The 24916-nt window shown below is 70.4% G+C and carries 24 protein-coding genes; 17 read left to right on the top strand and 7 right to left on the bottom strand.

Going from position 1 to position 24916, the window contains the following annotated elements; translation table 11 throughout:
- Nucleotide 1 precedes the first annotated feature (1 nt).
- Complete coding sequence (locus tag E4191_RS01785) at nt 2–1639, bottom strand: MFS transporter (protein ID WP_135314270.1); 1638 nt, start codon at nt 1637–1639, stop codon at nt 2–4.
- A 485-nt stretch (nt 1640–2124) separates the two neighbouring features.
- Between E4191_RS01785 and E4191_RS01780 the strand changes: the two genes are divergently transcribed.
- From E4191_RS01780 to E4191_RS01770, 3 genes are all read left to right on the top strand, one after another.
- Complete coding sequence (locus tag E4191_RS01780) at nt 2125–3120, top strand: L,D-transpeptidase (protein WP_228461458.1); 996 nt, start codon at nt 2125–2127, stop codon at nt 3118–3120.
- Between the two features lie 124 nt (nt 3121–3244).
- Nucleotides 3245–4144: a hypothetical protein gene (locus tag E4191_RS01775; RefSeq protein ID WP_135311886.1), complete on the top strand. Its 900-nt coding sequence runs from the start codon at nt 3245–3247 to the stop codon at nt 4142–4144.
- Nucleotides 4145–4178: 34 nt separating this feature from the next.
- Complete coding sequence (locus tag E4191_RS01770) at nt 4179–5123, top strand: lytic transglycosylase domain-containing protein (RefSeq protein WP_228461456.1); 945 nt, start codon at nt 4179–4181, stop codon at nt 5121–5123.
- Nucleotides 5124–5187: 64 nt separating this feature from the next.
- Here E4191_RS01770 and E4191_RS01765 read toward each other — a convergent pair whose 3' ends face one another.
- Nucleotides 5188–7389 carry a primosomal protein N' gene (locus E4191_RS01765; RefSeq protein WP_135311885.1) on the bottom strand — a complete coding sequence of 734 codons (2202 nt, stop codon included), beginning with the start codon at nt 7387–7389 and terminating at the stop codon, nt 5188–5190.
- Nucleotides 7390–7519: 130 nt separating this feature from the next.
- On the opposite strand from E4191_RS01765, the gene fsa reads away from it, so the two are divergent.
- Genes fsa through E4191_RS01740 form a run of 5 tightly spaced genes read left to right on the top strand, consistent with a single transcriptional unit; the run spans nt 7520 to nt 11320 of the window.
- Nucleotides 7520–8173, top strand: coding sequence for a fructose-6-phosphate aldolase (fsa, locus tag E4191_RS01760; RefSeq protein WP_135311884.1), 654 nt, complete (start codon nt 7520–7522; stop codon nt 8171–8173).
- Between the two features lie 23 nt (nt 8174–8196).
- Complete coding sequence (locus E4191_RS01755) at nt 8197–8904, top strand: DUF484 family protein (RefSeq protein ID WP_135311883.1); 708 nt, start codon at nt 8197–8199, stop codon at nt 8902–8904.
- An 8-nt stretch (nt 8905–8912) separates the two neighbouring features.
- Nucleotides 8913–9821, top strand: a complete 909-nt coding sequence (locus E4191_RS01750; protein ID WP_228461454.1) for a tyrosine recombinase XerC — start codon at nt 8913–8915, stop codon at nt 9819–9821.
- 51 nt (nt 9822–9872) lie between these two features.
- A complete protein-coding gene (gene msrA / locus E4191_RS01745) occupies nt 9873–10451 on the top strand; it encodes a peptide-methionine (S)-S-oxide reductase MsrA (protein ID WP_135311881.1) in 579 nt (192 codons plus the stop codon).
- Nucleotides 10451–11320: a 50S ribosomal protein L11 methyltransferase gene (locus E4191_RS01740; RefSeq protein ID WP_135311880.1), complete on the top strand. Its 870-nt coding sequence runs from the start codon at nt 10451–10453 to the stop codon at nt 11318–11320. The genes msrA and E4191_RS01740 overlap by 1 nt, the downstream gene beginning before the upstream one ends.
- Nucleotides 11321–11410: 90 nt before the next feature.
- Here E4191_RS01740 and E4191_RS01735 read toward each other — a convergent pair whose 3' ends face one another.
- Both E4191_RS01735 and E4191_RS01730 read right to left on the bottom strand, forming a co-directional pair.
- Nucleotides 11411–11611, bottom strand: a complete 201-nt coding sequence (locus E4191_RS01735) for a DUF1127 domain-containing protein (protein ID WP_331459618.1) — start codon at nt 11609–11611, stop codon at nt 11411–11413.
- A 186-nt stretch (nt 11612–11797) separates the two neighbouring features.
- A complete protein-coding gene (locus tag E4191_RS01730; protein WP_135311879.1) occupies nt 11798–12517 on the bottom strand; it encodes a 16S rRNA (uracil(1498)-N(3))-methyltransferase in 720 nt (239 codons plus the stop codon).
- A gap of 15 nt (nt 12518–12532) precedes the next feature.
- On the opposite strand from E4191_RS01730, the gene ubiA reads away from it, so the two are divergent.
- From ubiA to E4191_RS01715, 4 genes are all read left to right on the top strand, one after another.
- Nucleotides 12533–13471, top strand: a complete 939-nt coding sequence (gene ubiA, locus E4191_RS01725) for a 4-hydroxybenzoate octaprenyltransferase (RefSeq protein ID WP_176562611.1) — start codon at nt 12533–12535, stop codon at nt 13469–13471.
- A gap of 62 nt (nt 13472–13533) precedes the next feature.
- A complete protein-coding gene (locus tag E4191_RS24070; RefSeq protein ID WP_228461452.1) occupies nt 13534–14178 on the top strand; it encodes a hypothetical protein in 645 nt (214 codons plus the stop codon).
- Between the two features lie 62 nt (nt 14179–14240).
- Nucleotides 14241–15740 carry an OmpA family protein gene (locus E4191_RS24685; protein WP_331459640.1) on the top strand — a complete coding sequence of 500 codons (1500 nt, stop codon included), beginning with the start codon at nt 14241–14243 and terminating at the stop codon, nt 15738–15740.
- Nucleotides 15737–16054 (top strand): hypothetical protein, encoded by a 318-nt coding sequence (locus E4191_RS01715; RefSeq protein ID WP_135311876.1) that lies wholly within the window; start codon nt 15737–15739, stop codon nt 16052–16054. Before E4191_RS24685 ends, E4191_RS01715 begins: the two co-directional genes overlap by 4 nt.
- A 112-nt stretch (nt 16055–16166) precedes the next feature.
- Here E4191_RS01715 and E4191_RS01710 read toward each other — a convergent pair whose 3' ends face one another.
- The 3 genes from E4191_RS01710 to smpB form a co-directional block, all read right to left on the bottom strand.
- The gene (locus tag E4191_RS01710; RefSeq protein ID WP_135311875.1) at nt 16167–17348 is read right to left on the bottom strand and encodes an amino acid aminotransferase; all 1182 of its coding nucleotides are present in this window, start codon (nt 17346–17348) and stop codon (nt 16167–16169) included.
- Nucleotide 17349: 1 nt separating this feature from the next.
- The gene (gene sseA, locus E4191_RS01705; RefSeq protein ID WP_135311874.1) at nt 17350–18204 is read right to left on the bottom strand and encodes a 3-mercaptopyruvate sulfurtransferase; all 855 of its coding nucleotides are present in this window, start codon (nt 18202–18204) and stop codon (nt 17350–17352) included.
- 69 nt (nt 18205–18273) lie between these two features.
- Nucleotides 18274–18747, bottom strand: coding sequence for an SsrA-binding protein SmpB (gene smpB, locus E4191_RS01700; protein ID WP_135311873.1), 474 nt, complete (start codon nt 18745–18747; stop codon nt 18274–18276).
- A gap of 197 nt (nt 18748–18944) precedes the next feature.
- Between smpB and E4191_RS01695 the strand changes: the two genes are divergently transcribed.
- The 5 genes from E4191_RS01695 to E4191_RS01675 all read left to right on the top strand — a co-directional run bounded on the left by E4191_RS01695 (nt 18945) and on the right by E4191_RS01675 (nt 24841).
- Entirely contained in the window at nt 18945–20603 is a 1659-nt protein-coding gene (locus E4191_RS01695; RefSeq protein ID WP_135311872.1) for a thiamine pyrophosphate-binding protein, read from the top strand.
- Complete coding sequence (locus E4191_RS01690) at nt 20600–21601, top strand: P1 family peptidase (protein WP_135311871.1); 1002 nt, start codon at nt 20600–20602, stop codon at nt 21599–21601. Before E4191_RS01695 ends, E4191_RS01690 begins: the two co-directional genes overlap by 4 nt.
- A 215-nt stretch (nt 21602–21816) precedes the next feature.
- Complete coding sequence (locus tag E4191_RS01685; protein WP_135311870.1) at nt 21817–23289, top strand: NAD-dependent succinate-semialdehyde dehydrogenase; 1473 nt, start codon at nt 21817–21819, stop codon at nt 23287–23289.
- Nucleotides 23290–23369: 80 nt separating this feature from the next.
- Nucleotides 23370–24436, top strand: a protein-coding gene (locus E4191_RS01680; protein ID WP_135314267.1) for an IS630 family transposase whose coding sequence is annotated in 2 segments (ribosomal slippage) — nt 23370–23856 and nt 23856–24436 — 1068 coding nt in all. Because the reading frame shifts where the segments join, the coding sequence is not laid out codon by codon here.
- A gap of 150 nt (nt 24437–24586) precedes the next feature.
- Nucleotides 24587–24841, top strand: coding sequence for a GlsB/YeaQ/YmgE family stress response membrane protein (locus E4191_RS01675; protein ID WP_135311869.1), 255 nt, complete (start codon nt 24587–24589; stop codon nt 24839–24841).
- The last annotated feature ends 75 nt before the right edge of the window (nt 24842–24916 follow it).

The following is a 24916-nucleotide window of genomic DNA, read 5'->3' as shown; positions in this document are numbered from 1 at the left end:
GTCAGGGGATCTCGAGCTTGCCTACCAAGGGCACGTCGTCCTGGGGGCCGACGCTGTGGCGCTCGATCATGCGGTGGACCAGCGGGTCGGCCTCGCCCTGGTGCAGGGCGCGCAGGGCCACGGCGACCTCGGCATCGGTCTTGGTGCGGCGCAGGTTGTGGCGGACATATTCCTCCCATGTGGCGATGTGATAGCTTTCGCTCCACTGGTCGGGATGTTCCAGATCGCGCAGCAGCGCCCAGTTGCGGGCGCCGTCGCGGCGGCGGATGTTGCGGCGCAGGCGCATCAGGCGCAGGAACTCGGCCACGTCGTCATGGTCGATCCGGTAGTCGACCATGATCATGATCGGGCCCGACCGGCCCCGCAGGTCCAGCCGCAGCGCCGGTTCGCGAAAGCGGTTCACCGGGTCCAGATCCACCGCGCCGAATTCGGGCGCGCGCAGCCAGACGCCGATGGCCGCGCCCGCGACCAGCATCAGCCCCGCCAGCGTCAGGGCCGTGCCCAGCCCCTGCGCGCCCGCGACCGTGCCCCAGATCCAGGCGCCGGTCGCCATGCCGCCGAAGGTCGCCGTCTGATAGAGCGCCAGCGCCCGGGCCACGACCCATCGCGGCGTCGACAGCTGCACCGTCACGTTGAACAGCGACAGCGCCAGCACCCAGGAGGCGCCCGCCGGCAGCATCGCCAGCGCATGCAGCCACACCGATTGGGTCAATCCCAGAAGCAGCGCCGCCGCCGCGAAGCCCAGGAAGGCCATGCGCACGACATGCTCGTTGTCCAGCCGCGCCCGCAGGCGGGGGTTCAGCAGCGCCCCCGCGATGGCGCCGATGCCGTAGCAGCCCAGAAGCCCGCCGAACAGCAGCGAGCCGCCCTCGGGGTGGCTCTTGGCGACCAGCGGCAGCAGGGCCAGCACCGCGATGGCGGCAAAGCCGAACAGCGCGCCGCGCAGCATCACCCGCATCAGGTTGGGCGACAGCGCCACATAGCGCAGGCCCGCGCCCATCGCGGCCATGAAGGGCTCGGGCGTGGTGACGCGGGGCGCCAGCTTGGGCCGCCAGCGCGCCATGGCGCCCAGAAGCGGCAGATAGCTGACCGCATTGACCGCGAAGGCCGCCGCAGCGCCCAGGGTCGCCACGATCAGGCCGCCCGCCGCCGGTCCCACGCTGCGCATCAGGTTGAAGCCGACCGAGTTCAGGCTAACCGCCGCCGGCAGGTCCTTGCGCGCCACCAGATCGCCCATGCTGGCCTGCCAGGGCGGGTTGTAGACCGCCTGCCCCGCCCCCAGCAGGAAGGTGAATCCCAAGAGGAGCCACGGCGTCAGCCCGCCCGTCCAGGCGACGACCGCCAGCGCCACCGACACGACGCTCATGAAGACCAGCGCCGCCATCAGCAGCGAACGGCGGTTGAAGATGTCGGCCAGCGCCCCCGAGGCGATGGCCAGCAGCATGACCGGCAGCGTGTTCGAGGCCTGCACCAGCGCGATCAGCGTCGCGCTGTCGGTCAGCTGGGTCATCAGCCAGGCGGCCCCCACCGCCTGCACCAGCCCCCCGAAGTTCGAGACCAGCGTCGCCCCCCAGAGCAGGCGGAAATCGCGATAGCCCAGGGGCGCCAGGGCCCCCGGGCGGGGGGCGGGGGCGGGCATGTCGGGTTCGGGCGTCTTGGGATCGGCGGGTCGGGTCACGGGGCGGCCTTTTGCAGCGGGACCGGGCGGATGGGCCGCCCGGAACGGGGCCAAGCCTAGGCCGGTCGGTTCCGGGCCGCAATCCGCGCCCGCACCGGCGGTTTGCACCCGCGCCCGGCGATGCCGCCCGGACCGGCACAACCTGCGCGGCAAACCCAGGCGGGCGGTGTTTTCCGCGCGGGCGATGAAACCCAACCACACGCCAAGGTGTTCGGATCACGCGAAAAGGTGACTGACCTGACACCGCCAAGCCACAGAGGCCGGGCACAAGCGCGGCATCAGACCGCGCATCGGCCAGCCGGGGTTGACGCCGACCGTCGCACGGCCCCATGGACAAGGGCAAGACATGCGCGCGCCTTGCGGGGCTGTGGCGCAGGATGATGACAGATGCTGCCACGGGTTTGTCTCTGCCGACGGGCCCGGCGATGAACAAGGAACATGCAACGATGCGCCTCGCTTCCCTTTTTGCGGCGCTGGCTCTGGGGCTGGCGGCCTGCGCGCCCTCGCAAGAGACCGCCACCTCTCCCCAGCAGCCGGTCCAGATCCCCGAGATGTACCAGGGCCGGGTCGATACCGGGCCCGAGGGCGAACCGATCCAGATACCGGCAGTCCGCGCCGCCTATCTCAACGACCGCAACATGCGCCAGCTTGTTCCCTATAATGGCACCGAGGCGCCCGGGGCGATCGTCGTCGATCCCTATGCGCGGGTCCTGTACCACGTGCAGCCCGGCGGCCAGGCGATGCGCTATGGCGTGGCCGTGGGCCGTGCGGGCCTGACCTTCGAGGGGCGCGCCACCATCGCCCGCAAGGCCAGCTGGCCCAGCTGGCGGCCCACCGACAACATGCTGCGGTCCGAACCCCAGCTCTACGGCCAGTTCGCGGGCGGCCTGCCCGGCGGCACGCAGAACCCCCTGGGGTCGCGGGCGCTGTATCTGTATCAGGGCAGCGTCGACACCTATTACCGCATCCACGGCACGCTGGACCCCTCGTCGATCGGCAAGGCAACCTCGGCAGGCTGCATCCGGATGTTCAACCAGGACGTGATGGACCTGTTCGAGCAGATCCCCACCGGCACCGAGGTCGTCGTCCGCTCGGCCGAGGAGAGCCTGCGGCTGGAAGGTCCGATGACCGAGACGCCCGAGGGCTATGTCGTCCCCGCGACCCCGACCGTCGAGGTCGCGGATCCGGCGCTGGCCATGGCCGCCCCGGCCACGGTCCAGGCCATGCCGCAGGCGGCGATCCAGACCACCACGCTGCCCGCGACCCTGCCCGCCAGCCAGCCCGTGACCCTGCCGGTCAGCCAGCCGGTCATGGATCCCTATGCGGCGATGTCGGCGGCCCCCGCGGCCAGCCCGGTCCAGCCGACGGTGGTCAGCGATCCCTTTGCCAGCCCCGAGACGCCCTTCGTCTCGCCGGTGGAAAGCGCCGTTCCGGCCCGCTGAGGCAACGGGCAGCAGCGTCACAAGAACAGGGCCCCGGCACGTTCCGGGGCCTTTCCAATTGCAAAACGGTGCGTTCCTGCGCAAAGTCGTGCCGAAAGTTCAGCCGTTTGTCGAAGGTCATGCGATGCCCAATCACTCCAAGCAGGAACAGGAAACGCTGTCCGGGGACCTTCTGGCCCTGGCCGAACAGGGACGGCAGCCCGCCTTGGGCGCGCTGGACGATTCGGCGCTGCTGGCGCTGATCACCGCGCTTGACCAGGCCCGGACCCAGGCCGAGACCGCCGAGGATCCCGACAGCGCCAAGCTGCTGCTGGCCGCCACCCGCCGCGCCCAGGGCGAACGGCGCGGGCGCGGGCTGCGCTCTCCGCTGCAGGCGGCCCCGGCGGGGTCCGCGAAATCCACGGCCGCGGCCAAGCCCGCGCGCGCGGGCCAGGGGCTCAAGCGCAAGGGCGCGACGATTCCCCGCAAGCCCGCCGGACGCAACCCGGCCGAGGCGCGCAAGACCGACCTGCGCACCGAGCCCCATCGCATGCCCAAGCGGCGGGCGGCGCCCGCCGAGGCCGCGGCCACCGACCTTCCCCCTGACAGCCCCACAAGGACATCCGGCATGACCGACGCAACGACCACCGCTGAAAAGCCCGCCGACCAGATCGCGACCCAGGCCGCGCCCCAGGCTGCGACGAAGCCCCGCAAGGGCCCCGCGACCGCCGCCGACAAGGAGGCCGCGAAGGCTGCCCGCAAGGTCGAGAAGCAGAAGGCCAGCGCCGCCCAGAAGGATGCCGAGAAGCAGGCCAAGATCGCCGAGAAGGAGGCCGCCCGCGCTGACCGCAAGGCCGCCCGCAAGGCCGAGAAGCAGCGCGAGAAGGATGCCGAGAAGGAAGTCCGCCGCGCCGAGCGCAAGGCCGCCGCATCCGCCACCAAGGGCAAGGCCGAGAAGGCCGAGGGCAAGAAGCCGGGCGCAGGCAAGGCCAAGCCCGGCAAGGACAAGGACCGCAAGGCCAAGGCGGACAAGCAGGGATCGTGACGCGACGCCTCTGCCCTCGCTCCGGTTGCCCGCGATGATCCGGATCCGCCGCATGGCCCTCGGTGCCCTGATGGCCCTGACGCTGTCGGGCCTCATGGCGCCGGGCCTGTCGGCGCGTCCCGCCGTGGACGCGATCGACGGGCGCCCCGCCCCCCGCCAGACCGAGGACCGGCGCTGCACGGATGACGGGCGCGACTGCGTGGTTCGGCAAAGCTATGCCGCCGATGTCTGCAAGCTGATCGAGCGCACGGCCTCGGAACACGCCCTCGACCCGGCCTTCCTCGCACGTCTCCTGTGGAAGGAAAGTCGGTTCGAGCCCTCCGCGGTCAGCCCCGCCGGTGCCTTGGGCATCGCGCAGTTCATGCCCGGCACGGCCGAGATGTACCGGCTGGACGACCCCTTCAATCCCGCCCAGGCCATCCGCAAGTCGGCATGGTATCTGGGCCAGCTGCGCGACCGCTTCGGCAATATCGGCCTGGCCGCCGTCGCCTATAACGGCGGCGAGAACCGCGCCGCCCGCTTCATCGCCCGCAGCACGACCCTGCCCTTCGAGACGGTCGACTATGTCGAATCGATCACCGGCTTCAGCGCCCATCGCTGGCGCGACAACGCCCCGCCCGCCGATGAACTCAAGCTGGCCCTGGCGCCCGACCAGCCGTTCCGCCCGGCCTGCGAGCGCATGGCCGGCGAACGGACCCTGCGCGAATTCACCACCCAGCCCCCGGCCATGCCCTGGGGCGTGATCGTGGCCAGCCATCCCAGCCAGTCGGGCGCCGCCCAGCAGGTCGCGCGGCTGAACCGGACGCTGCGCCCGATCCTGGATGACGGCGCGCGGGTGGGCTATGTCCGCAAGCGCATGAACGGCATGCCGCGCGCGATCTACACCGCGCAGGTCGGCTACCCGACCCGGACCGAGGCCGCGCGCTTCTGCACCCGCTTCCAGCGCCTCGGAGGCCGCTGCATCGTCCTGAAGAACTGACCCCTTTCATCTTGGCTGAAATATCCCCCGGGGGTCAGGGGGCAGGATGCCCCCTGCCTGCCTCTTACAGGAAACTCTGCGGATCGATGTCGACCGACAGCCGCAGGTTGGTGGGCAGGCGCACCCCCGCCAGCCAGTCCGAGATCGCCGCCTGCAACGGCGCCTGCCGCGGCGCGCGGATCAGCATCCGCATCCGGTGCCGCCCGCGCACCCGGGCGATGGGGGCGGGGGCGGGCCCCCACAGCTCGGCCCCCACCTCGGCCAGGGGCGCGGCCAGCCCGGCCAGATGGCGGGCGAAATCGCTGACTACGTCCAGGTCGGGATGGGACAGGATGATCCCCGCCAGCCGTCCATAGGGCGGCATGCCCGCCGCCTGCCGCCCCGCGGCCTCGGCATCCCAGAAGGCCTCGTCCTGCCCCGACAGGATCGCGCGGATCACCGCATGGTCGGGCTGGTGCGTCTGCAGCAGCGCCACGCCCGGCGCGGCGCCCGAGATGCGTCCCGCCCGCCCCGCCACCTGCCGCATCAGCTGGAAGCTGCGCTCGGCCGCGCGCAGGTCGGCGCCCTGCAGGCCCAGATCGGCATCGACCACGCCCACCAGCGTCAGGCGCGGGAAGTTGTGCCCCTTGGCCACGATCTGCGTGCCGATGATGATGTCGGTATCGCCCTCGGAAATCTCGGCGATCGTCTCCTTCAGCGCGCGGGCCGAATGGAACAGGTCCGAGGACAGCACGGTGGCCTTGGCGTCAGGAAAGCGGGCAGCAACCTCTTCGGCGATGCGCTCGACGCCGGGGCCGATGGGGGCCAGCTTGCCCTCGACCCCGCAGGAGGGGCAGGCCAGCGGAATGGGCCGCGTCTCGCCGCATTGATGGCAGACCAGACGGTTCTGGAAGCGGTGCTCGACCATGCGGGCGTCGCATTGATGACAGCCGATCTGCTCGCCGCAGGCCCGGCAGACCGTGACCGGCGCGAAGCCGCGGCGGTTGAGGAAGATCAGCGACTGCTCGCCCTTCTCCAGTCGGGCGGTCACCGCAGCCGCCAGGGTCGGAGAGATCCAGCGCCCCGGCTCCATGGCCTCGGCCCGCAGGTCGATGGCGGCCATCTGCGGCAGTTCGGCCTCGCCATAGCGCGAGCGCAGGTCCAGCCGCGCATACTTGCCCGAGGCCGCATTGGCCCAGCTTTCCAGGGAGGGCGTGGCCGAGGCCAGCACCACCTGCGCCCGCGCGATGGACGCGCGCAGCACCGCCATGTCGCGGGCTGAATAATAGACGACATCCTCCTGCTTGTAGCTGCCGTCATGTTCCTCATCGACGACGATCAGGCCCAGATCGCGGAAGGGCAGGAACAGCGCAGACCGGGCGCCGACGACCAGCCCCACCTGCCCCCGCCCGGCCATGTGCCACAGGCGCCGCCGTTCGGTGCGGGTGATGCCGCTGTGCCATTCGCCGGGCCGCGCGCCGAAGCGCGCCTCGACGCGGTCCAGAAACTCGGCCGACAGCGCGATCTCGGGCAGCAGCACCAGCGCCTGACGCCCCTGCGCCAGGCATTCGGCGACCGCCTCCAGATAGACCTCGGTCTTGCCCGATCCGGTGACGCCGCGCAGAAGGGTCGTGCCATAGGCGCCGCCCCGCACCGCGCCCCGCAGCCGGTCCGAGGCCGCCTGCTGATCCCCGTCCAGCGCCTTGCCGGGCCGGCCCGGGTCCAGCGCGGGATAGGGCAGATCGCGCGGCGCCTCGATCTCGGCCAGGGTGCCGGTGCCGACCAGCCCCTTGACGACCGAGGTGCCCACGCCCGCCAGCTGTGCCAGCTCGGAGGCCGCGAAGCTGGCCCCGCCATGCTCGGCCATCACGGCCATCACGCGGGTCCGCGCCTCGGTCACGCGGGGGATGACGCCCGATCCCGGCACGATGATGCGGCGCGCGGCGGGGGGCTGGTCGATGTCGGGCGCCCGCGTCGCCATGCGCAGCATCAGGGGCAGCGGCGTCAGCGTGTATTCCGCCGCCCGCGTCAGGAAATCCAGGAAGCCGGGCGAGAACGGCTCGGCGTCCAGCACGCGCCCCACCGCGCGCAGCTTGGCCAGGTCGAAATCGCCCGTGCCCTCGGCCCAGACCAGCCCCAGCACCCGGCGCGGACCCAGAGGCACCAGCACCAGCTGGCCCTGCCGCACGCCGTCCTCGGGCGCCAGATAGTCCAGCACCCCCACGGGCTCGCAGGTCAGCACCGCGATCCGGGCGCCGGGGGGGAAGAAGACGGGGGCATGGCTCATGGTCCGCGATAAAGACGAGGGCGCGGCCCGGTTGCAAGCCCCCGGTCCGCGCGGGCGGCGGCGTTGCGCCCTTTCGGCCCGGCCCCATCTGCGATATGAGGCAAGGGAACATCCCCCAAGGAGCAGGGTCATGAAATTCTTCGTCGATACCGCCGATATCGCGGCGATCAAGGAACTGAACGATCTGGGCATGGTCGACGGGGTCACCACCAACCCCTCGCTGATCCACAAGTCCGGCCGCGCCATCGCCGAGGTCACCGCCGAGATCTGCGCGCTGATCGCGGGTCCGGTCAGCGCCGAAGTCGTGGCCGAGAAGGCCGAGGACATGATCGCCGAGGGCCGGCACCTGGCCAAGATCGCAGACAATGTCTGCGTCAAGGTGCCCCTGACCTGGGACGGCCTGAAGGCCTGCCGCGTGCTGACCGACGAGGGCCGCCAGGTCAACGTGACGCTGTGCTTCTCGGCGGCGCAGGCGCTGCTGGCGGCCAAGGCGGGCGCGACCTTCATCAGCCCCTTCATCGGGCGCCTGGACGACATCCACTTGGACGGCATGGACCTGATCTCGGACATCCGCGAGATCTATGACAATTACGGCTTCGAGACCGAGATCCTGGCGGCCTCGATCCGCACGGTGAACCATATCGTGGACGCGGCCCGGATCGGCGCCGACGTGATCACCGCGCCGCCCTCGATCATCAAGACGATGATCACCCATCCGCTGACCGAGAAGGGTCTGGCGCAGTTCGACGCCGACTGGAAGCAGAGCGGCCAGAAGATCCTGTAACCGGCCAGCGGAGGGCCCAGGCCATGACCGACGCGCTCGATCCCTCTTTGGGTCAGCCCCCTCTGGACCCGGCGGTCCGCGACCGGCTGCTGGCCGATCCGGGCGCCATCCTGGGCGACCGCGACCTGATGCGCGCCCTGGTCGCGGCGCGCGAGGCTCAGGCGGGCGCGAATGTCATCGACATCCGCGGCCGCGCGATGGAGGCGCTGGAGACGCGCCTCGACCGGCTGGAGACGACCCATGAAAGCGTGATCGCCGCCGCCTATGACAACCTGTCGGGCATGGCGGTCGTGCACCGGGCCGTGCTGGGGCTGCTGGAATCGGCCGATCTGGCCGAGTTCACGGCTGCCCTGCACTCCGACATCGCGCCCCTGCTGCGGATCGAGACGCTGCGCCTGATCGTCGAGGCCGATCCCTCCCTGCCCCTGCCGCCCGAGGCGGTCCGGGTGCCGCAGGGCAGCATCGACCCCATCATCGCGGCGGGCCGCCGTGCGCCGCGCGGCAACGACATCGTGCTGCGCGCGGCGCTGGTCCTGACGCGGCCCCTGCATGGCCGCACCATCGCCTCCGAGGCGCTGCTGCCCCTGGATCTGGGCGCGGACCACCCGCAGGCGCTGCTGCTGATGGGCAGCGCGGACGCAACCCGCTTCCTGCCCGCGCACGGGACCGACCTGCTGCGCTTCTTCGCGCAGGTCTTCCGGCTGGTCCTGCTGCAGCATCTGCGCCGATGAGCGGCCTAATGGCCCCCGCCACCGCCCATGCGCTGGACCGCTGGCTGGAGACCGAGGCCGCGACCCGCGACCGGTCCGACCATACCATCACCGCCTATCGCGCCGACCTGCTGGCCTTCCTGCAGTTCCTGGGCGGCTATTGGGCCGAAGCCGTCTCGCCCGCGGCCCTGGCGCGACTGCGGCAGGCCGACATGCGCGCCTTTGCCGCGTCCGAGCGGGGTCGGGGTCTGGGCGCGCGCTCGCTGGCGCGGCGGATGTCGGCGGTGCGGTCCTTCCTGCGCTGGATCTCGGACCGCGAGGGGATGGATCTGTCCGCCGCCCTGTCCACCCGCAGCCCGAAATACACCCGCAGCCTGCCCCGGCCCCTGACGCCCCTGCAGGCGCAGGACACGCTGGACAGCGTGGCCGCTCACGCGACCCCCTGGGTCGGCGCCCGCGATCTGGCGGTGCTGACGCTGCTCTGGGGGTCGGGGCTGCGCATCTCGGAGGCGCTGGCGCTGAACGGGACCGACTGGCCCTTTCCGCAGGGACTGATCATCCGCGGCAAGGGCAGCCGAGAGCGGCAGGTGCCGGTGCTGCCCGTGGCCCGCGACGCCGTGGCCGAATACCTGCGCCTCTGCCCTTGGGGCCACCGCACCGACCAGCCACTGTTTCGCGGCGTGCGCGGCGGGCGGCTGACCAGCGCGGCGGTCGAGGGCGCGATGCGGCTGGCCCGCGCTGCACTGGGCCTGCCCGCCAGCGCCACGCCCCATGCCCTGCGCCACAGCTTCGCCACGCATCTGCTGGCGGCGGGCGGCGATCTGCGCACCATCCAGGAACTGCTGGGCCATGCCAGCCTGTCGACCACCCAGGTCTATACCGGGGTGGACGACGCGCGGCTGATGGCCGTCTATCACGCCGCCCATCCGCGCGGTTGAACCGCCGCCGCCCGCCCCGCGTTTGCCCCCATCACGACACATGAGGCCATCATGACCGACCATGCGATCTTTCACCGCCCCCTGGGGGCCAACCCGCCCGCAGGCTACGACCAGGCGATCTTCGGGATGGGCTGCTACTGGGGGGTCGAGCGGCTGTTCTGGCAGCAGAACGGCATCTGGTCGACCGAGGTGGGCTTTGCCGGGGGCGAGGTTCAGAACCCCACCTATGACCAGGTCAAGCAGGGCGATACCGGCCATGCCGAGGTCGTGCGGGTGATCTATGACAGCTCGCTGATCAGCTATGACCACCTGCTGCAGCTGTTCTGGGAAAACCACGATCCCACGCAGGGCGACCGGCAGGGCAACGACGAGGGCTCCCAGTACCGCAGCCTGATCGTCACCTTCACCGACATGCAGACCTCGGCCGCCGAGGCGTCCAGGATCGACTATGACAACCGCCTGGCGGTGCAGGGCTTCGGCAAGATCACCACGCAGATCATCGAGGGCGGCATCCCCTTCTGGCCCGCCCACGAGGCCCATCAGCAATATCTGGAGAAGAACCCGGACGGTTATTGCGGGCTCAAGGGCACCGGGGTAGAGGCCAGCATGCCCAATCCGGACCCGATCTGATGCCCACCTATACCGCGCTGACCCACCTGCACGGCCGCGAGGCCGCCGAGGCCCTGTCCGAGGCCTGCGAGGAGCTGACCCCCGAGCCTGTGGGCACCGGCTTCTTCGAGATCGAGGACGGCTCCGAACGGTGGGAGGTCGGCGTCTACTTCACCGAGACGCCGGACGAGATCGCCTTGGCCCTGCTGGCGGCGGCCTATGGCGCGAACCCCTTCCTCGTGTCCGAGGTGCCCGATGTCGATTGGGTCGCGCATGTGCGGCGCGAGTTGACCCCGGTGCGCGCGGGCCGCTTCTACGTGCATGGCAGCCACGATGCCGACGACATCCCGCACGGCGCCGAGGCGCTGTGCATCGATGCCGCGATGGCTTTCGGCACCGGCCATCACAACACCACCAAGGGCTGCCTCGAGGCGCTGGACCGGCTGGCGACCGAGGGCTTCACCGCCACCCGCATCGCCGACATCGGCTGCGGCACGGCGGTCCTGGGGATGGGGGCGGCGCGGATCTGGCATGTCACGGTGCTGGCCAGCGACATCGACCCGGTGGCAGTCGACACGGCGGCCGCCAACGTGATCGCCAACGGGCTGGACGGGCGCGTCGTCTGCATCGAGGCGGCGGGCTTCGATCACCCGACGCTGGAACAGGCGGCGCCCTATGATCTGGTGCTGGCCAATATCCTCAAGCAGCCGCTGATCGACCTGTCGGGCGACATGGCCCGCCACATGGCGCCGGGCGGCAGGATCATCCTGTCGGGCATCCTGACCACGCAGGCCGACGAGGTGACGGCCGCCTACGGGGACGCGGGCTTCGCACCCGATCGGCGCGACGATCTGGGCGACTGGACGACGCTGGTGATGACTCGCACCTGATCCCCGGGCCATCCCGTTTAGACATGAAAAAACCCCCGCGTGCAGTTTGCCGTGGGGGTTCGTTCGTCTTGGAAGGGGTCGGTCGTGGCGTCAGAAGCCGCGCGCAATCCGCTCGATGTCGCCGCGGCACAGACCGATATCGTCCAGCTCGCGGTCAGACAGGCGGCCCAGCTCGCGACGCGTCACGCGGGTTTCGCGCCAGGACGCGAACAGCGAGACGATCTGCGCTGCGACGTTCCCCACGCCTCCGACAGCAGTGGCGCTGCGGTTCGTTTCGATCGTCGACATCATATCACCTGTTTTCAGTTTGCCCTGTCAGCGAGCACATTTCGGATACACAGGAGATAGTTTGGGCAGCCTGCGAAGAGTAGCGGTGAAACCGGCAAACCCGCTATGCGAATCCCGCAGCCGAAAGGCCGGTTTTCGTCGCAATGCGGTCATAAACCCCCGGTTGTGCCCGGTTTGCAGGCAATAACCCTAGCGCCAGTCGCCCAGGGCGGCCTGCCACAGCGCCAGTGCCGCCACCGCCGCCGTATCCGCGCGCAGGATTCGGGGGCCCAGGCTGACCGGCGTGACGAAGCGCAGCCGCGACAGATGCGCCCGCTCGACGGCCGAGAACCCGCCCTCGGGGCCGATCAGGATGGCCCAGGGCCCGGGCGGCAGGCCGGCCAGCGCCTCGGCCGGACCCACCCGCGCCTCGTCTGCCCAGAGGATGCGCCGCGCGGGATCCCACCCGTCCAGAAGCTGCGACAGGGGCACGAGATCGGCCACCGGGGGCACGAAGGTGCCGCCGCATTGCTCGGCCGCCTCGACGGCATGGGCCTGCAGGCGATCCTGGCGGATGCGTTCGGAATTGGTGTGGTCGGTCGAGACGGGCTGGATGCGGGCGGCGCCCATCTCGGCCGCCTTTTCGACGATGAAATCCGTGCGCGCCTTCTTGATGGGCGCGAAGACCAGCCACAGGTCGGGCGGGTCCTGCTGCGGCGCGGTCTGGGCGCCCACATCCAGCGTGCCGCCGTGCTTGCCCGCCTCGGCCAGCGTCGCCGCCCACGCGCCGTCGCGCCCGTTGAAGACCGTCACCGCGTCGCCCGCGCGCAGCCGCATCACGCCCGACAGGTAATGCGCCTGCGCCCCGTCCAAGGGGACGGGTTGCCCCGCGACCAGCGGCTGATCTATGTAAAGCCTGATCCTTGCCATGATGGATGCGACGCTATGCAAAGCCGGACCGAAAGGCCAGACGCCGTCGTCGACGCGCCCGCCGACAACTGGGTGGACCGCTTCGCGCCGCCCCGGACGCGGCCCTGGCTGAGGCTGAGCCGCGCCGACCGGCCCATCGGCACCTGGCTGCTGCTGCTGCCATGCTGGTGGGGGATCGGGCTGGCGATGATGGCGGATGCGCCGCGCCTGTTCGATCTGTGGATCGCGCTGGCCTGCGCCCTCGGCGCCTTCGTGATGCGCGGCGCGGGCTGCACCTGGAACGACATCACCGACCGGGCCATCGACGCGCAGGTGGCGCGGACGCGGTCGCGGCCCCTGCCCTCGGGGCAGGTCGGGCTGCGCGGCGCCTATCTGTGGCTGGGGCTGCAGGGGCTGGTCGGGCTGGCGATCCTGGTGACGCTTGGCCAGGCGGCGGTCTGGATGGGGGTCGCCTCGCTGGCGCTGGTGGCGATCTATCCCTTCGCCAAGCGCTTCACCTGGTGGCCGCAGCTGTTTCTGGGCTTTGCCTTCAACTGGGGCGTCATGCTGGCCTATGCCGCCCATATGGGCCGGGTCGACGCGGCCCCGGTCGTCGCCTGGCTGGGCGCGATCGCCTGGACGATCTTCTACGACACCATCTATGCCCATCAGGATGTCGAGGATGACGCCCTGATCGGCGTCAGGTCCACCGCCCGCCTCTTTGCCGACCGCAGTCCGCAGATCCTGGCGGGGTTCGCCGTGGTGGCGGTGGCGGTCCTGGCGGTGGCGGTCGGGCTGACGGGTCGCAATCAGTTGATGGGCTGGGCGGGCGTACTGGCCTTCGGGCTGCACCTGATGTGGCAGCTGCAGAAGTTCCACCCGGATCAAGGGGATATCTGCCTTGAACTGTTCAGATCCAATCGCGATTCCGGGCTGATTCTTGCGCTGTTTCTTGCCATTGCCGGGCTGGCATGATTGCGCGGCGCCCGCCCCGGCGCTAGACGTGGCGCGCTTGCAACAGCCACAGGTTTTTTCGCATGCCCACCGCGCGACGCCGCCTCTCCACCTCGCTGGCCACGGTGCTGATCCTGGCGGGCGGCGCCGGGCTCAGCTGGGTCGGGGCCGAGGCGGCGGCCACCTATCTGGAAGACCGGGCCGCCCGCGACGTGTCGCAGGTGCTGGCCGCGCAGGGCCATGACTGGGCCGGGGTCGTGGCCGACGGGCTGCTGGTGCGCCTGACCGGCACCGCCCCCTCCGAGGTCGACCGCTTTCGCGTCGTGACCCAGGCCGCGACGGTGGTGGATGCGGGCCGCATCCTGGACCGCATGACCGTCGCCTCGGTCGAGGCGATGACGCCGCCGGATTTCACCATCGAGCTGCTGCGCAGCGACCAGGGCATCTCGCTGATCGGGCTGGTGCCCGCCAGCACCGACCGCGCGGCGATCCTGCGCACGCTGCGCACGGAGGGCGGCGAGGTCACCGACCTGCTGGAGGCCGCCAACCATCCCGCCCCGAGGGCTGGGACGACGCCCTGCGCCTTGGGCTGCAGGCGGTCGGGATGGCCGGGCAGTCCAAGGTCTCGATCACGCCCGGCCATGTCCGCGTCGCGGCGCTGGCCGCCGACCGCGCCGATCAGGGCCGGCTGGAGGCCGCGCTGCGGCAGGCGGCGGCCCCGACCCTGAACCTGGACCTGCAGATCTCGGCCCCGCGCCCGGTCATCGCGCCCTTCATCCTGCGCTTCGCGATGGACGGGGACGGGGCGCGCTTCGACGCCTGCGCGGTGGATGACGAGGCCGCCCGCGACCGCGTGACCGAGGCCGCCCGCACGGCGGGCCTGGCGGCGGTGCCCGATTGCGTGCTGGGCCTGGGCGCGCCGACCGAGGACTGGGCCGATGCGGCGGTGGCAGGCATCACCGCCGTCGCCAGCCTGGGCCAGGGGCAGGTGACGCTGTCGGATACCGACGTGGCGCTGGTCGTGCCCCCGGGCGTCGAGCGCGCGCGCTTCGATCTGGTCGCGGGCCAGCTGGAGGGCGCCCTGCCCCCGGCCTATCGTCTGGAGGCGCGGCTGATGGAGGCCGAGGCCGCCCCCGTCCCGGTGGAGTTCGAGGCCACCCTGGCCCCCGCCGGCAGCCTGTCGATGCGCGGGCGGATCGCCGATACGCAGATGCGCCAGGCGGTGGACAGCTTTGCCCGCTCGCGCTTTCAGGTGGCGCAAAGCGGGCTGCAGACCGACGCGCAGGTACCGGGCGGCTGGACGGTCCGCGTGATCGCCGGGCTGGAGGCGATGGACGCGCTGGAATCGGGTCAGGTGCGGGTGACGCCGGAGATGATCGCGCTGAGCGGCGTCTCGGGCGATCCCCATGCGACCGACCGCGCGGCGGCGCTGCTGTCGGACCGGCTTGGCGCGGGCGCGCGCTACGAGCTGGCGATCGGCTATGACCGGCGGCTGGACCTGGCCCTGGGCCTGCCCGATGGCGAGGAATGCGTGGCCCGGCTGAACCTGATCATGTCGGAAAGCGAGATCGGCTTCGAGCCCAGCAGATCCTCGGTCGCGGGCGATCCGGGCCCGACCCTGGCGCGCTTTGCCAGGGCGATGGAGGAATGCACCGAGTTCCAGATCGAGGCGGGCGGGCACACCGATTCGCAGGGGTCCGAGGGGTTCAATGCCGAACTGTCGCGCAGCCGGGCGCAGGCCATCGTCTCGGCCATGGAGGAGACGGGCATCGACACCGCGAACATGACCGTGCGCGGCTATGGCGAAAGCCGCCCCATCGCCACCAACGAGACCGACGAGGGCCGCGAGGCCAACCGCCGCATCGAGTTCCGCCTGCTGTCCCCGCATCCCGTCCGCCGCGCCCCCCTGCCCGCGCCGGTGGCGGTGAGCGGCGTGACCGGCGAGATCGTGGTGCCCCTGCCGGATGGTCCGCCGCCCGCGATGGCCGGCGCGATGCAGGGGCCGCGCCTGCCGCCCGCCATGGGCCCGGTGATGCCGCAGGCCATGGGTCCGATGCTGCCCGAGGCGCCTGCGCAGATGCAGGGCCCGCAGCTGCCCCACAGCCGCGATGCCTCGGGCATGGTGCCGATGACCGTGGGCGTCAGCGAGGAATTCCAGACATTGGAAGCGCGCGAGGAGAGCCTGCGGGTTCCCGTCCTCGACGCCGATCCAGCCACCCCGCGCCCCGGTGCCCGCCCTGCCAGCGTGGCCGGCCGGACGGGCGCCGCAGACGAGGCGACCGACGAATGACCCGATCGGAATTCATCACCGTGACCGCGCTGATCCTGTTCGGCGCCTTCCTTCTGGGCTGGCTGGCCAGCTGGCTGGTGCACCGGCTGGCCCGCCCGGCCCGGACGGACATGACCGAACTGGACCGCATGGCCCATCAGATGCACGAGGCCGAGGAGGCGCGCGAGGCGATGCTGGCCGTGCTGGAGGACCGTACCGCGCGGCTGACCACCGCGCAGGCCGAGCTGCAGACCGCGATGGAGGGATTGCGCGACAGCCGCAACGAGATCGAGGAGTTGCGCGACTATATCGAGCGGGCCTTGGCGCGGCGGTGAGGGCGGCAGGGGCGCGCTCGCGCCCCCCGTCGCGTCCCGCGACTCCCCCGAGGATATTTGCGGACCGTCGCAGGGGGGCGAGGCAGAGGCGGGCGCCCCCGCCCGCCCGTCGTCAGATGCCGGCGTCGATGATGGCGCGGGCCAGGATCGGGACGGTGTCGCGATTGAGGCCCGCGATGTTCAGGCGCGAATCGCTCACCATGTAGATCGCCGCGTCGGTCTTCAGCGCTGCCACCTGCTCGGGGGTGGCGCCCAACCGTGAGAACATGCCGCGGTGATGGGCGATGAAGTCGAAGCGGTCGCTGCCCGACAGGTCGCGCAGATCGGTCGCCAGCTGGTCGCGCAGGGCCAGCATGGTATTGCGGACCTCCTCCAGTTCCGCCGCCCAATCGGCGCGCAGCGCCTCGTCGGTCAGGATGGTGCTGACGATGCGGGCGCCGTGGTCGGGCGGGAAGGAGTAGTTCTGGCGGTTCAGATAGGCCATCGAGCCCTGCGCCAGATCCCGCGCAGCGGTGTTTTCGGCCAGCGCCATCAGCAGGCCGGTGCGTTCGCGGTAGATGCCAAAGTTCTTCGAGCAGGAGGCGGCGATCAGCACCTCGGGCAGGCGGGCGGCGATCAGGCGCGTGCCCTCGGTATCGGCGTCCAGCCCGTCGCCGAAGCCCTGATAGGCCAGGTCGATCAGCGGGATGGCCCCCGAGGCGTCCAGGATCCCGGCCACCTCGGACCATTGCTCCAGCGTCAGGTTGGCGCCGCTCGGGTTGTGGCAGCAGCCGTGCAGCAGCACGATGTCGCCCTTGGCGGCCTGCGCGATGTCGGCCTTCATCCCCTCGAAATCGACGCCGCGGGTGGCGGCATCGAAATAGCGGTATTGGGTGAAGGGCAGGCCCATGAACTTCATGATCGACAGGTGGTTGGGCCAGGTCGGGTCCGAGACGAAGACCCGCACGTCCGCATTGGCCAGCCGGGCCAGTTCCAGCGCCTGACGGATCGCGCCAGTGCCACCCACCGTCGCGACCGAGGCCAGGCGGTCGGCGGGCACCTCGGACAGGATCATCGAGGCCAGCGCGCTGCGGTATTCGGCCTCGCCCGCCAGGCCGGTATAGGCCTTGGTGGTCTGGGTCTCCCAGATGCGGTGCTCGGCGGCCTTGACGGCGCGCATGACCGGGGTGACGCCCTGCGGGTCCTTGTAGACGCCCACGCCCAGGTCGATCTTGCCCTGCCGGGTGTCGGCCTTGAACTCCTCGATCAGCATCAGGATCTTGTCGGGGGCTTGGGCCGTGAGGTTGGACAGCATGTCAGGCGTCTCCGGTTGCGATGTTCAGGTCGGGATAGCTGCCCCATTCGGTCCAGCTGCCATCATAGAGCGCGTGGTTGCGGTGGCCGATGCGTTCCAGCGCGAAGGACAGGATCGCGGCGGTCACGCCGCTGCCGCAGGTGGTGATGGCGGGCTTGGTCAGGTCGACCCCGACCTCCAGGAAGGCGGCGCGCAGGGCGTCGGGGTCGATCATCGTGCCGTCGGCATGGAACAGCCGGCCGAAGGGCAGGTTGCGGGCGCCGGGGATATGACCGCTGCGCAGGCCGGGGCGCGGCTCGGGCGCCTCGCCGCGGAAGCGTTCGGGGCTGCGGGCGTCGATGATGTGGTGATCGTCCAGCTTGGAGGCCGCCGCGACCTGCGTCACGTCGCGCACGAGGCCCGCCTGCCGCTGCACGGTGATGTGGCGGTCGCGCAGGACGGGGGGCATGTCCTCGGTCGGGCGGCCCTCGGCCTGCCACTTGGACAGGCCGCCGTCCAGCACGGCCACGTCGGCCTTGCCCATCAGGCGGAAGGTCCACCAGACGCGAAAGGCGCTGCGGACGTCGGAGCTATCGTAGATGACCACCTGATGGCCGTCGCCGATGCCCATCGCGCGCATGCGGCTGATGAACAACTCGACCGGGGGGGCCATGTGCGGCAGGGCAGAGCGCTGGTCGCTGATCGCGTCGATGTCGAAGAAGCGCGCGCCGGGGATGTGGGCCGCGTCGTATTCGGCGCGGGCCTCGCGCCCCGAGGCCGGCATGTGCCAGCTGGCATCGATGATGCGCAGGTCGGGATCCGACAGATGCGCGGCCAGCCAGTCGGTCGAGACCAGTGTCTTGGGATCGTCCTGCATCGCCCTGAGCCCCCTGCTGTGCCGCCCCGATCTACAGGGGCGCGCGCAGGGCTGCAATGCCGCAGGGGGCTATCCCTGCTTCAGAAGCCGCTGTTTCTGGCGGTTCCAGTCGCGATTGGCGCTGGTTTCGCGCTTGTCGTGGTTCTTCTTGCCCTTGGCGACGGCGATCTTCAGCTTCACGATGCCCCGGTGGTTGAAATACATCACCAGCGGCACCAGCGTCATGCCCTCGCGCGCGGTCGCCTGCCACAGGCGGGCCAGCTCGCGCGACTTGACCAGCAGCTTGCGGCGGCGGCGTTCCTCGTGGCCGAAGACGCCCGCCCGGGCCAGCGCGGCGATATAGCCGTTGACCAGCCACAGCTCTCCGCCCTCGACCGAGGCATAGCTTTCGGCGATGTTGGACTGGCCGGTGCGCAGGGACTTCACCTCGGACCCGGTCAGCATGATGCCCACCTCGAGATCGCTCTCGATGAAATAGTCGAACCGGGCGCGCCGGTTCTCGGCGATCACCTTGTAGTTCTTGCTGTCGTCATCCTTGGCCATGACCGTGTCAGATAGGGTCGGCGGGGGCCCGTGTAAAGGTTTCCTCGCATCGGCACGACACCGGCGGCGGCCCGCGCGGGCGGGCGGGGGACGGCGGATCGCGTCTTGCACTTTTGTCGGAGGGGCGCCTTGATGGCGCCGGGGCGCGGCGGTCAGGTCCGCCAGGCGCCGGATCGACAGGGATGAGGGGGTAGGTCATGCGGCATGGCGGTCAGGTTCTGGTCCAGGCGCTGCGGGCGAACGGGGTGACACGGGTGTTCTCGGTGCCCGGCGAAAGCTTTCTGGCGGCGCTGGACGGGCTGCATGACAGCGGCATCGCCAATGTCGTCTGCCGCCACGAGGGTGGCGCTGCGATGATGGCCGAGGCCGCGGGCAAGCTGACCGGGCGGCCCGGCGTGGCCTTCGTCACGCGCGGCCCCGGCGCCACCAATGCCAGCGCGGGCGTGCATGTGGCCCAGCAGGACAGCACGCCGATGATCCTGTTCGTAGGCCAGATCGCGCGCGGCGACCGCGACCGCGAGGCCTTCCAGGAGGTGGATTACCGCGCCATGTTCGCGCCCCTGGCCAAATGGGTGGCGCAGATCGACCAGACCGACCGGATCGCGGAATATGTCACCCGTGCCTTTCATGTGGCGCAGTCCGGCCGCCCCGGCCCCGTCGTGCTGGCCCTGCCCGAGGACATGCTGTCGGACCGGACCGACAGCCCCGACCTGCCCCCCGCCCGCCTGCCCCTGGCCCATGTGGCGCCCGAGGCGGTGCAGGCCGTCGCGGATGCCCTGTCGTCGGCCCGGCGCCCGCTGGTCGTCGCGGGCGGCAGCCTGTGGTCGCAGGCCGCCGCCGACGATCTGGCGCGGTTTGCCGCCCGGTGGGATCTGCCGGTGGCGGTGCCCTTCCGCCGGCAGGACCGCATGGACAACCGCCTGCCGCACTATGTGGGCGATCTGGGGGTGGGGATGAACCCGGCTTTGGGCGCGGCCCTGGCCGAGGCGGACGTGATCCTGTCGCTCGGCTCGCGGCTTGGGGACACGCTGACGGATGGCTACGCGCTGATGGACCCGGTGCGCCCGCATGCGCGGATCATCCATGTCCATCCCGATCCCGACCAGCTGGGCCGGTTGTGGCGGGCCGATCCGGGGCTGGTGGCCGATCCGCGCGCGGTGGTGGCGGCGCTGACCAGGTGCGAGGCCCCCGCCCCGCGCTGGTCCGACTGGCGCACCCGCCTGCGCGGCGCCTACGAGGCCTGGCAGACGCCCCGCCCCACCCCCGGCGCCCTGCGGATGGAACAGGTGGTGACCTGGCTGGCCGGCAACCTGCCCGCCGATGCCATCGTGACAAACGGCGCGGGCAACTATGCGTCCTTCCTGCACCGCTATTACCGCTGGCAGTGCTTCGGCACGCAGCTGGCGCCCACCTCGGGCTCGATGGGCTACGGGCTGCCGGCGGCCATTTCCGCCAGCCTCGCGCATCCGGGGCGGATGGTGGTCTGCCTGGCGGGCGACGGCTGCCTGCAGATGACCGTGAACGAGCTGTCCACCGCCGCGCAATACGGCGCCACGCCCATCGTGCTGGTGGCCAACAACGGCCGCTACGGCACGATCCGCATGCATCAGGAGCGCCACTATCCGGGGCGCGTGTCGGGGACGGACCTCTTCAACCCCGACTTCGCGGCGCTGGCGCGCGCCTATGGCGGGCATGGCGAGCTGGTCGAGCGCGACGAGGATCTGGCCCCCGCCTTCGAGCGCGCCCGCCTGTCGGGCCGCCTGGCGGTGATCGAACTGCGCCTGGACCCCGAGGCACTGACCCCCGGCGCCACGCTGACCCAGACCCGCCACGCGGCGCTGGAAAAGCAGGCATGATCCCGGGCCCGCGCAACCTGATCACCGATGTGGCCGGGCTGCGCGTGGGCAACGCGCAGGACGTGGTGCTGCGATCGGGCGTGACGGTGCTGACCGCCGACCGCCCCCTGGCGGCCAGCGTCCATGTGATGGGCGGCGCGCCCGGCACGCGGGAAACCGACCTGCTGGCCCCCGACAAGCTGGTGGGCGGGGTCGATGCGCTGGTGCTGTCGGGCGGCTCGGCCTTCGGCCTGGCCGCCTGCGACGGGGTGATGGAGGCGCTGCACGCCGCCGGGCGCGGCTTTGCGGTCGGTCCGGCACGGGTGCCCATCGTGCCCGGCGCCATCGTCTTCGATCTGCTGAACGGCGGCGACAAGGACTGGACCGCCAATCCCTATCCCGCGCTTGGCCGTGCCGCGTGGACGGCGGCGGACCCCGATTTCCTGACGGGCAGCATCGGGGCGGGGATGGGGGCGATGACCGGCACGCTGAAAGGCGGGCTGGGCTCGGCCTCGGCAGTGCTGGACAGCGGCGTGACGGTGGGGGCGCTGGTCGTCGTGAATGCCTTGGGCCGGGCCACGGTGGGCGACGGCCCGCAGTTCTGGGCCGCCCCGTGGGAGCTGGGGGACGAGTTCGGCGGGCTGGGCCTGCCCCGCCACTTCCCCGCCGCCGTCGAGCCCTTCCCCGACAAACGGCTTGGCGAGGCCACGACCATCGCCATCGTCGCCACCGATGCCGCCTTGGACAAGGCCGGGCTGCAGCGCATGGCGATCGCCGCCCACGACGGGCTGGCGCGGGCGCTGGTGCCCAGCCACACGCCGCTGGACGGGGATCTGGTCTTTGCCGTCTCAACCGGCGAGCGGCCGCTGCCCGATCCGCTGGTCCACCCACTGGCCGACGCCTTCGCGCTTGGCCATGCGGCGTCCTGTGTGCTGGCGCGGGCCATCGCCCGGGCGATCCATGCCGCCCGTCCGCTGACGGGGGACCTGCAGCCCTGCTGGCAATCGCGCTTCGGATGAAAAAAGGGCGGCGCGACCAGCGCACCGCCCCCGAGAGATCGCCAAGAGGGACAGCTCAGCGATTGATGAATGAACGCAGCATCTCGGGGGGAAGTTGCGCGCCCCGCCCGCGGCCGACGTTCACGTTTCCGTCACATTCGGCCCCGGCCCCGGGCGCTTTGACAAGGCGCCATGGCCGTGGTCATCTGCGCCCGACCCCAGCCTTCGAGGACGCCATGACCCAGCATTCCACCGATCTCAAGACCCTCCTGCGCGATCCCTCGCTGCTGGAGACCCGCGCCTTCGTGGCGGGCGCATGGGTCGATGCCGATGACGGCGCCACCTTCGAGGTCAGAAACCCCGCCCGGGGCGACGTGATCGCGAACGTCGCCGACCTGGGCCGGGCCGAGGTCGCCCGCGCCATCGACGCCGCCCAGGCCGCGATGGGGGACTGGGCCGCCCGCCCCGCCAAGGAGCGCGCGCAGGTGCTGCGCCGCTGGTTCGACCTGATGATGGAAAACCAGGACGACTTGGGCCGCATCCTGACGGCCGAGCAGGGCAAGCCCCTGGCCGAGGCCAAGGGCGAGATCGCCTATGGCGCCAGCTTCATCGAATGGTTCGGCGAAGAGGCCAAGCGCGTCTATGGCGAGACCATCCCCGGCCACATGCCCGACAAGCGCCTGACGGTCATCCGCCAGCCGATCGGCGTGGTGGGCTCGATCACGCCGTGGAACTTCCCCAACGCGATGATCGCCCGCAAGGCCGGGCCCGCGCTGGCGGTGGGCTGCGGCTTCGTCGCGCGCCCGGCGGCGGAAACGCCCCTGTCGGCGCTGGCCATGGCGGTGCTGGGCGAGCGCGCGGGCCTGCCCGCGGGCATCCTGTCGGTGGTCACCTCGTCGCGGTCCAGCGACATCGGCAAGGAGTTCTGCGAGAACCCGCTGGTGCGCAAGCTGACCTTCACCGGCTCGACCGAGGTGGGACGCATCCTGCTGCGCCAGGCGGCCGATCAGGTGATGAAATGCAGCATGGAGCTGGGCGGCAACGCGCCCTTCATCGTCTTCGACGACGCCGATCTGGATGCCGCGGTCGAGGGCGCGATGGCGTCGAAATTCCGCAACAACGGCCAGACCTGCGTCTGCGCCAACCGCATCTATGTCCAGGCGGGCGTCTATGACGCCTTCGCCGAGAAACTGGCGGCGGCGGTGGACAAGCTGCGCGTCGGCGACGGGCTGGAGGACGGCACCACCACCGGCCCCCTGATCAATGAGAAGGCCGTGGAGAAGGTCGAGGACCACATCCGCGACGTCACCGAGGGCGGCGGCACCGTCCTGACCGGCGGTGCCCGCATCGGGGGGCTGTTCTTCCAGCCCACCGTCGTCACCGGCGTCACCGACGCGATGAAGGTCGCCACCGAGGAAACCTTCGGCCCCCTCGCCCCCCTTTTCCGCTTCGAGACCGAGGACGAGGCGGTCGCGGCGGCCAACAACACCATCTTCGGGCTGGCCTCGTATTTCTACGCCCGCGACATCGGCCGCATCACCCGCGTGCAGGAGGCGCTGGAATACGGCATCGTCGGCGTGAACACCGGCATCATCTCGACCGAGGTGGCGCCCTTCGGCGGCGTCAAGCAGTCGGGCCTGGGCCGCGAGGGCAGCCGCCACGGTCTGGAGGACTATCTGGAGATGAAATACATCTGCCTGTCCCTGTAATACCAACAGCCCTAAGCTCTGACTCACGGGATTCCCTTCGACCTGAAAATCTGAATCATTGCCATCAAGAGATGGAGGTTCTGATGGCGATTGAGATCACTCGAACGGATATGTCGACAAGTGAGCTTCGGGCGGCGGCGGCGCGCACAAAGGATGCAAAAGCGGTGCGGCGGATTTTGGCGATCGCTCTTGTTCTGGAGGGCGCGGATCGCAAGACGGCGGCGGAGGCCTGCGGCATGGACCGGCAGACCCTGCGCGATTGGGTTCATCGCTACAACGCCGAGGGGATCACCGGTCTGTCGAACCGGTATTGGGCAGGCCCGACGCCGCTCCTGAACTCTGAGCAGAAAGCGGAACTTGCCCGGATGGTCCGTGAAGGGCCTGACCTTGAGGCCGATGGGGTGGTCCGCTGGCGCTGCGTCGATCTCAAGCGCAAGATCGAAGATCGCTTCGGCGTGGTCATGCACGAGCGGACGGTCGGCAAGCAGCTGGCAGCCCTTGGCTTCCGCCGCCTTTCAGTGCGCCCACAGCACCCCAGATCCGACCCGTTGGCACAGGAGGCATTTAAAAAAACTTTGCCGCTACGGTAAAGGCCGCCCTGCCGGAGACGGCGCACGGGAAGCCATTGGAGGTGTGGTTTCAGGATGAAGCACGCGTAGGTCAACAGGGGACGCTCACCCGGACCTGGGCCGAGTGCGGAACCCGGCCTCGTGCGCCGCGCGACACCCGCTACAAATGGGCCTATATCTTCGGCGCCGTCTGTCCATCGCGCGCCACGACCGCGGCACTTGTCATGCCACGTGCCGATACCTCGGCCATGAACGCTCATCTCGCTGAAATCGCGAAAACCGTCGCGTCGGGCGCCCATGCCGTGCTCGTGATGGACGGCGCCGGCTGGCATAACTCCAGCGCTCTGCGCATCCCCGACAACATCACCATCGTGACGCTTCCGCCCTATGCGCCAGAGCTGAATCCGGTTGAGAACATCTGGGCCTATCTGCGCGCAAACTGCCTCGCCATCACCGTCTTTGACACCTACGCAGACATTGTCGACCGATGCTGCAGCGCATGGAACGCCTTCGCAAACGACCCCGAGCGCGTCCGATCGATTGCCACGCGTGAATACGCAAAAGGGGTCAGTGCTTAGGGCCGTTGGTATAACTGCCCGTTTCTGTGACGTTTCGCCGACAGTCGCGGTTCCGCCCCCCTCGATGGGGAACGGAACCGCTCCTGTCCGCATTACTGATGCGACGGGCTGCCGCAGGGGTGGTCCAAACGCATTTCAAGGGGACATCACATGGCTGGTATGGGCTGGATTCTATCGATCATTCTGGGCGCGATCGCAGGCTGGATCGCTGAAAAGATCATGAAATCCGATCATGGTCTGCTGACGAACATCATCCTGGGCATCCTGGGCGCCGTTCTGGGCAACGCGATCCTGCGCATGATCATGGGCACTACGACCTACAGCGTGCTGGGCCAGCTGGTCGTCGCCGTCATCGGTGCCTGCATCCTGATCTGGGGCTATCGCGCGATCCGCGGCCGCACCTGATCAGATCCCGATCCCGAATGGAAAAGGCCGGCATTGCGCCGGCCTTTTTTCATGCGTCCAATTTTCATGGGTCCG

This window comes from Paracoccus liaowanqingii, from assembly GCF_004683865.2.
Taxonomy (GTDB): domain Bacteria; phylum Pseudomonadota; class Alphaproteobacteria; order Rhodobacterales; family Rhodobacteraceae; genus Paracoccus; species Paracoccus liaowanqingii.
This window is presented reverse-complemented; position numbering and strand designations above follow the sequence as displayed.

Coding starts and splice junctions, on each gene's coding strand:
- E4191_RS01785 (WP_135314270.1), bottom strand. CDS start 1,639: ATGCCCGCCCCCGCCCCCCGCCCGGGGGCCCTGGCGCCCCTGGGCTAT.
- E4191_RS01780 (WP_228461458.1), top strand. CDS start 2,125: ATGCGCCTCGCTTCCCTTTTTGCGGCGCTGGCTCTGGGGCTGGCGGCC.
- E4191_RS01775 (WP_135311886.1), top strand. CDS start 3,245: ATGCCCAATCACTCCAAGCAGGAACAGGAAACGCTGTCCGGGGACCTT.
- E4191_RS01770 (WP_228461456.1), top strand. CDS start 4,179: ATGATCCGGATCCGCCGCATGGCCCTCGGTGCCCTGATGGCCCTGACG.
- E4191_RS01765 (WP_135311885.1), bottom strand. CDS start 7,389: ATGAGCCATGCCCCCGTCTTCTTCCCCCCCGGCGCCCGGATCGCGGTG.
- fsa (WP_135311884.1), top strand. CDS start 7,520: ATGAAATTCTTCGTCGATACCGCCGATATCGCGGCGATCAAGGAACTG.
- E4191_RS01755 (WP_135311883.1), top strand. CDS start 8,197: ATGACCGACGCGCTCGATCCCTCTTTGGGTCAGCCCCCTCTGGACCCG.
- E4191_RS01750 (WP_228461454.1), top strand. CDS start 8,913: ATGGCCCCCGCCACCGCCCATGCGCTGGACCGCTGGCTGGAGACCGAG.
- msrA (WP_135311881.1), top strand. CDS start 9,873: ATGACCGACCATGCGATCTTTCACCGCCCCCTGGGGGCCAACCCGCCC.
- E4191_RS01740 (WP_135311880.1), top strand. CDS start 10,451: ATGCCCACCTATACCGCGCTGACCCACCTGCACGGCCGCGAGGCCGCC.
- E4191_RS01735 (WP_331459618.1), bottom strand. CDS start 11,611: ATGATGTCGACGATCGAAACGAACCGCAGCGCCACTGCTGTCGGAGGC.
- E4191_RS01730 (WP_135311879.1), bottom strand. CDS start 12,517: ATGGCAAGGATCAGGCTTTACATAGATCAGCCGCTGGTCGCGGGGCAA.
- ubiA (WP_176562611.1), top strand. CDS start 12,533: ATGCAAAGCCGGACCGAAAGGCCAGACGCCGTCGTCGACGCGCCCGCC.
- E4191_RS24070 (WP_228461452.1), top strand. CDS start 13,534: ATGCCCACCGCGCGACGCCGCCTCTCCACCTCGCTGGCCACGGTGCTG.
- E4191_RS24685 (WP_331459640.1), top strand. CDS start 14,241: ATGGACGGGGACGGGGCGCGCTTCGACGCCTGCGCGGTGGATGACGAG.
- E4191_RS01715 (WP_135311876.1), top strand. CDS start 15,737: ATGACCCGATCGGAATTCATCACCGTGACCGCGCTGATCCTGTTCGGC.
- E4191_RS01710 (WP_135311875.1), bottom strand. CDS start 17,348: ATGCTGTCCAACCTCACGGCCCAAGCCCCCGACAAGATCCTGATGCTG.
- sseA (WP_135311874.1), bottom strand. CDS start 18,204: ATGCAGGACGATCCCAAGACACTGGTCTCGACCGACTGGCTGGCCGCG.
- smpB (WP_135311873.1), bottom strand. CDS start 18,747: ATGGCCAAGGATGACGACAGCAAGAACTACAAGGTGATCGCCGAGAAC.
- E4191_RS01695 (WP_135311872.1), top strand. CDS start 18,945: ATGCGGCATGGCGGTCAGGTTCTGGTCCAGGCGCTGCGGGCGAACGGG.
- E4191_RS01690 (WP_135311871.1), top strand. CDS start 20,600: ATGATCCCGGGCCCGCGCAACCTGATCACCGATGTGGCCGGGCTGCGC.
- E4191_RS01685 (WP_135311870.1), top strand. CDS start 21,817: ATGACCCAGCATTCCACCGATCTCAAGACCCTCCTGCGCGATCCCTCG.
- E4191_RS01675 (WP_135311869.1), top strand. CDS start 24,587: ATGGCTGGTATGGGCTGGATTCTATCGATCATTCTGGGCGCGATCGCA.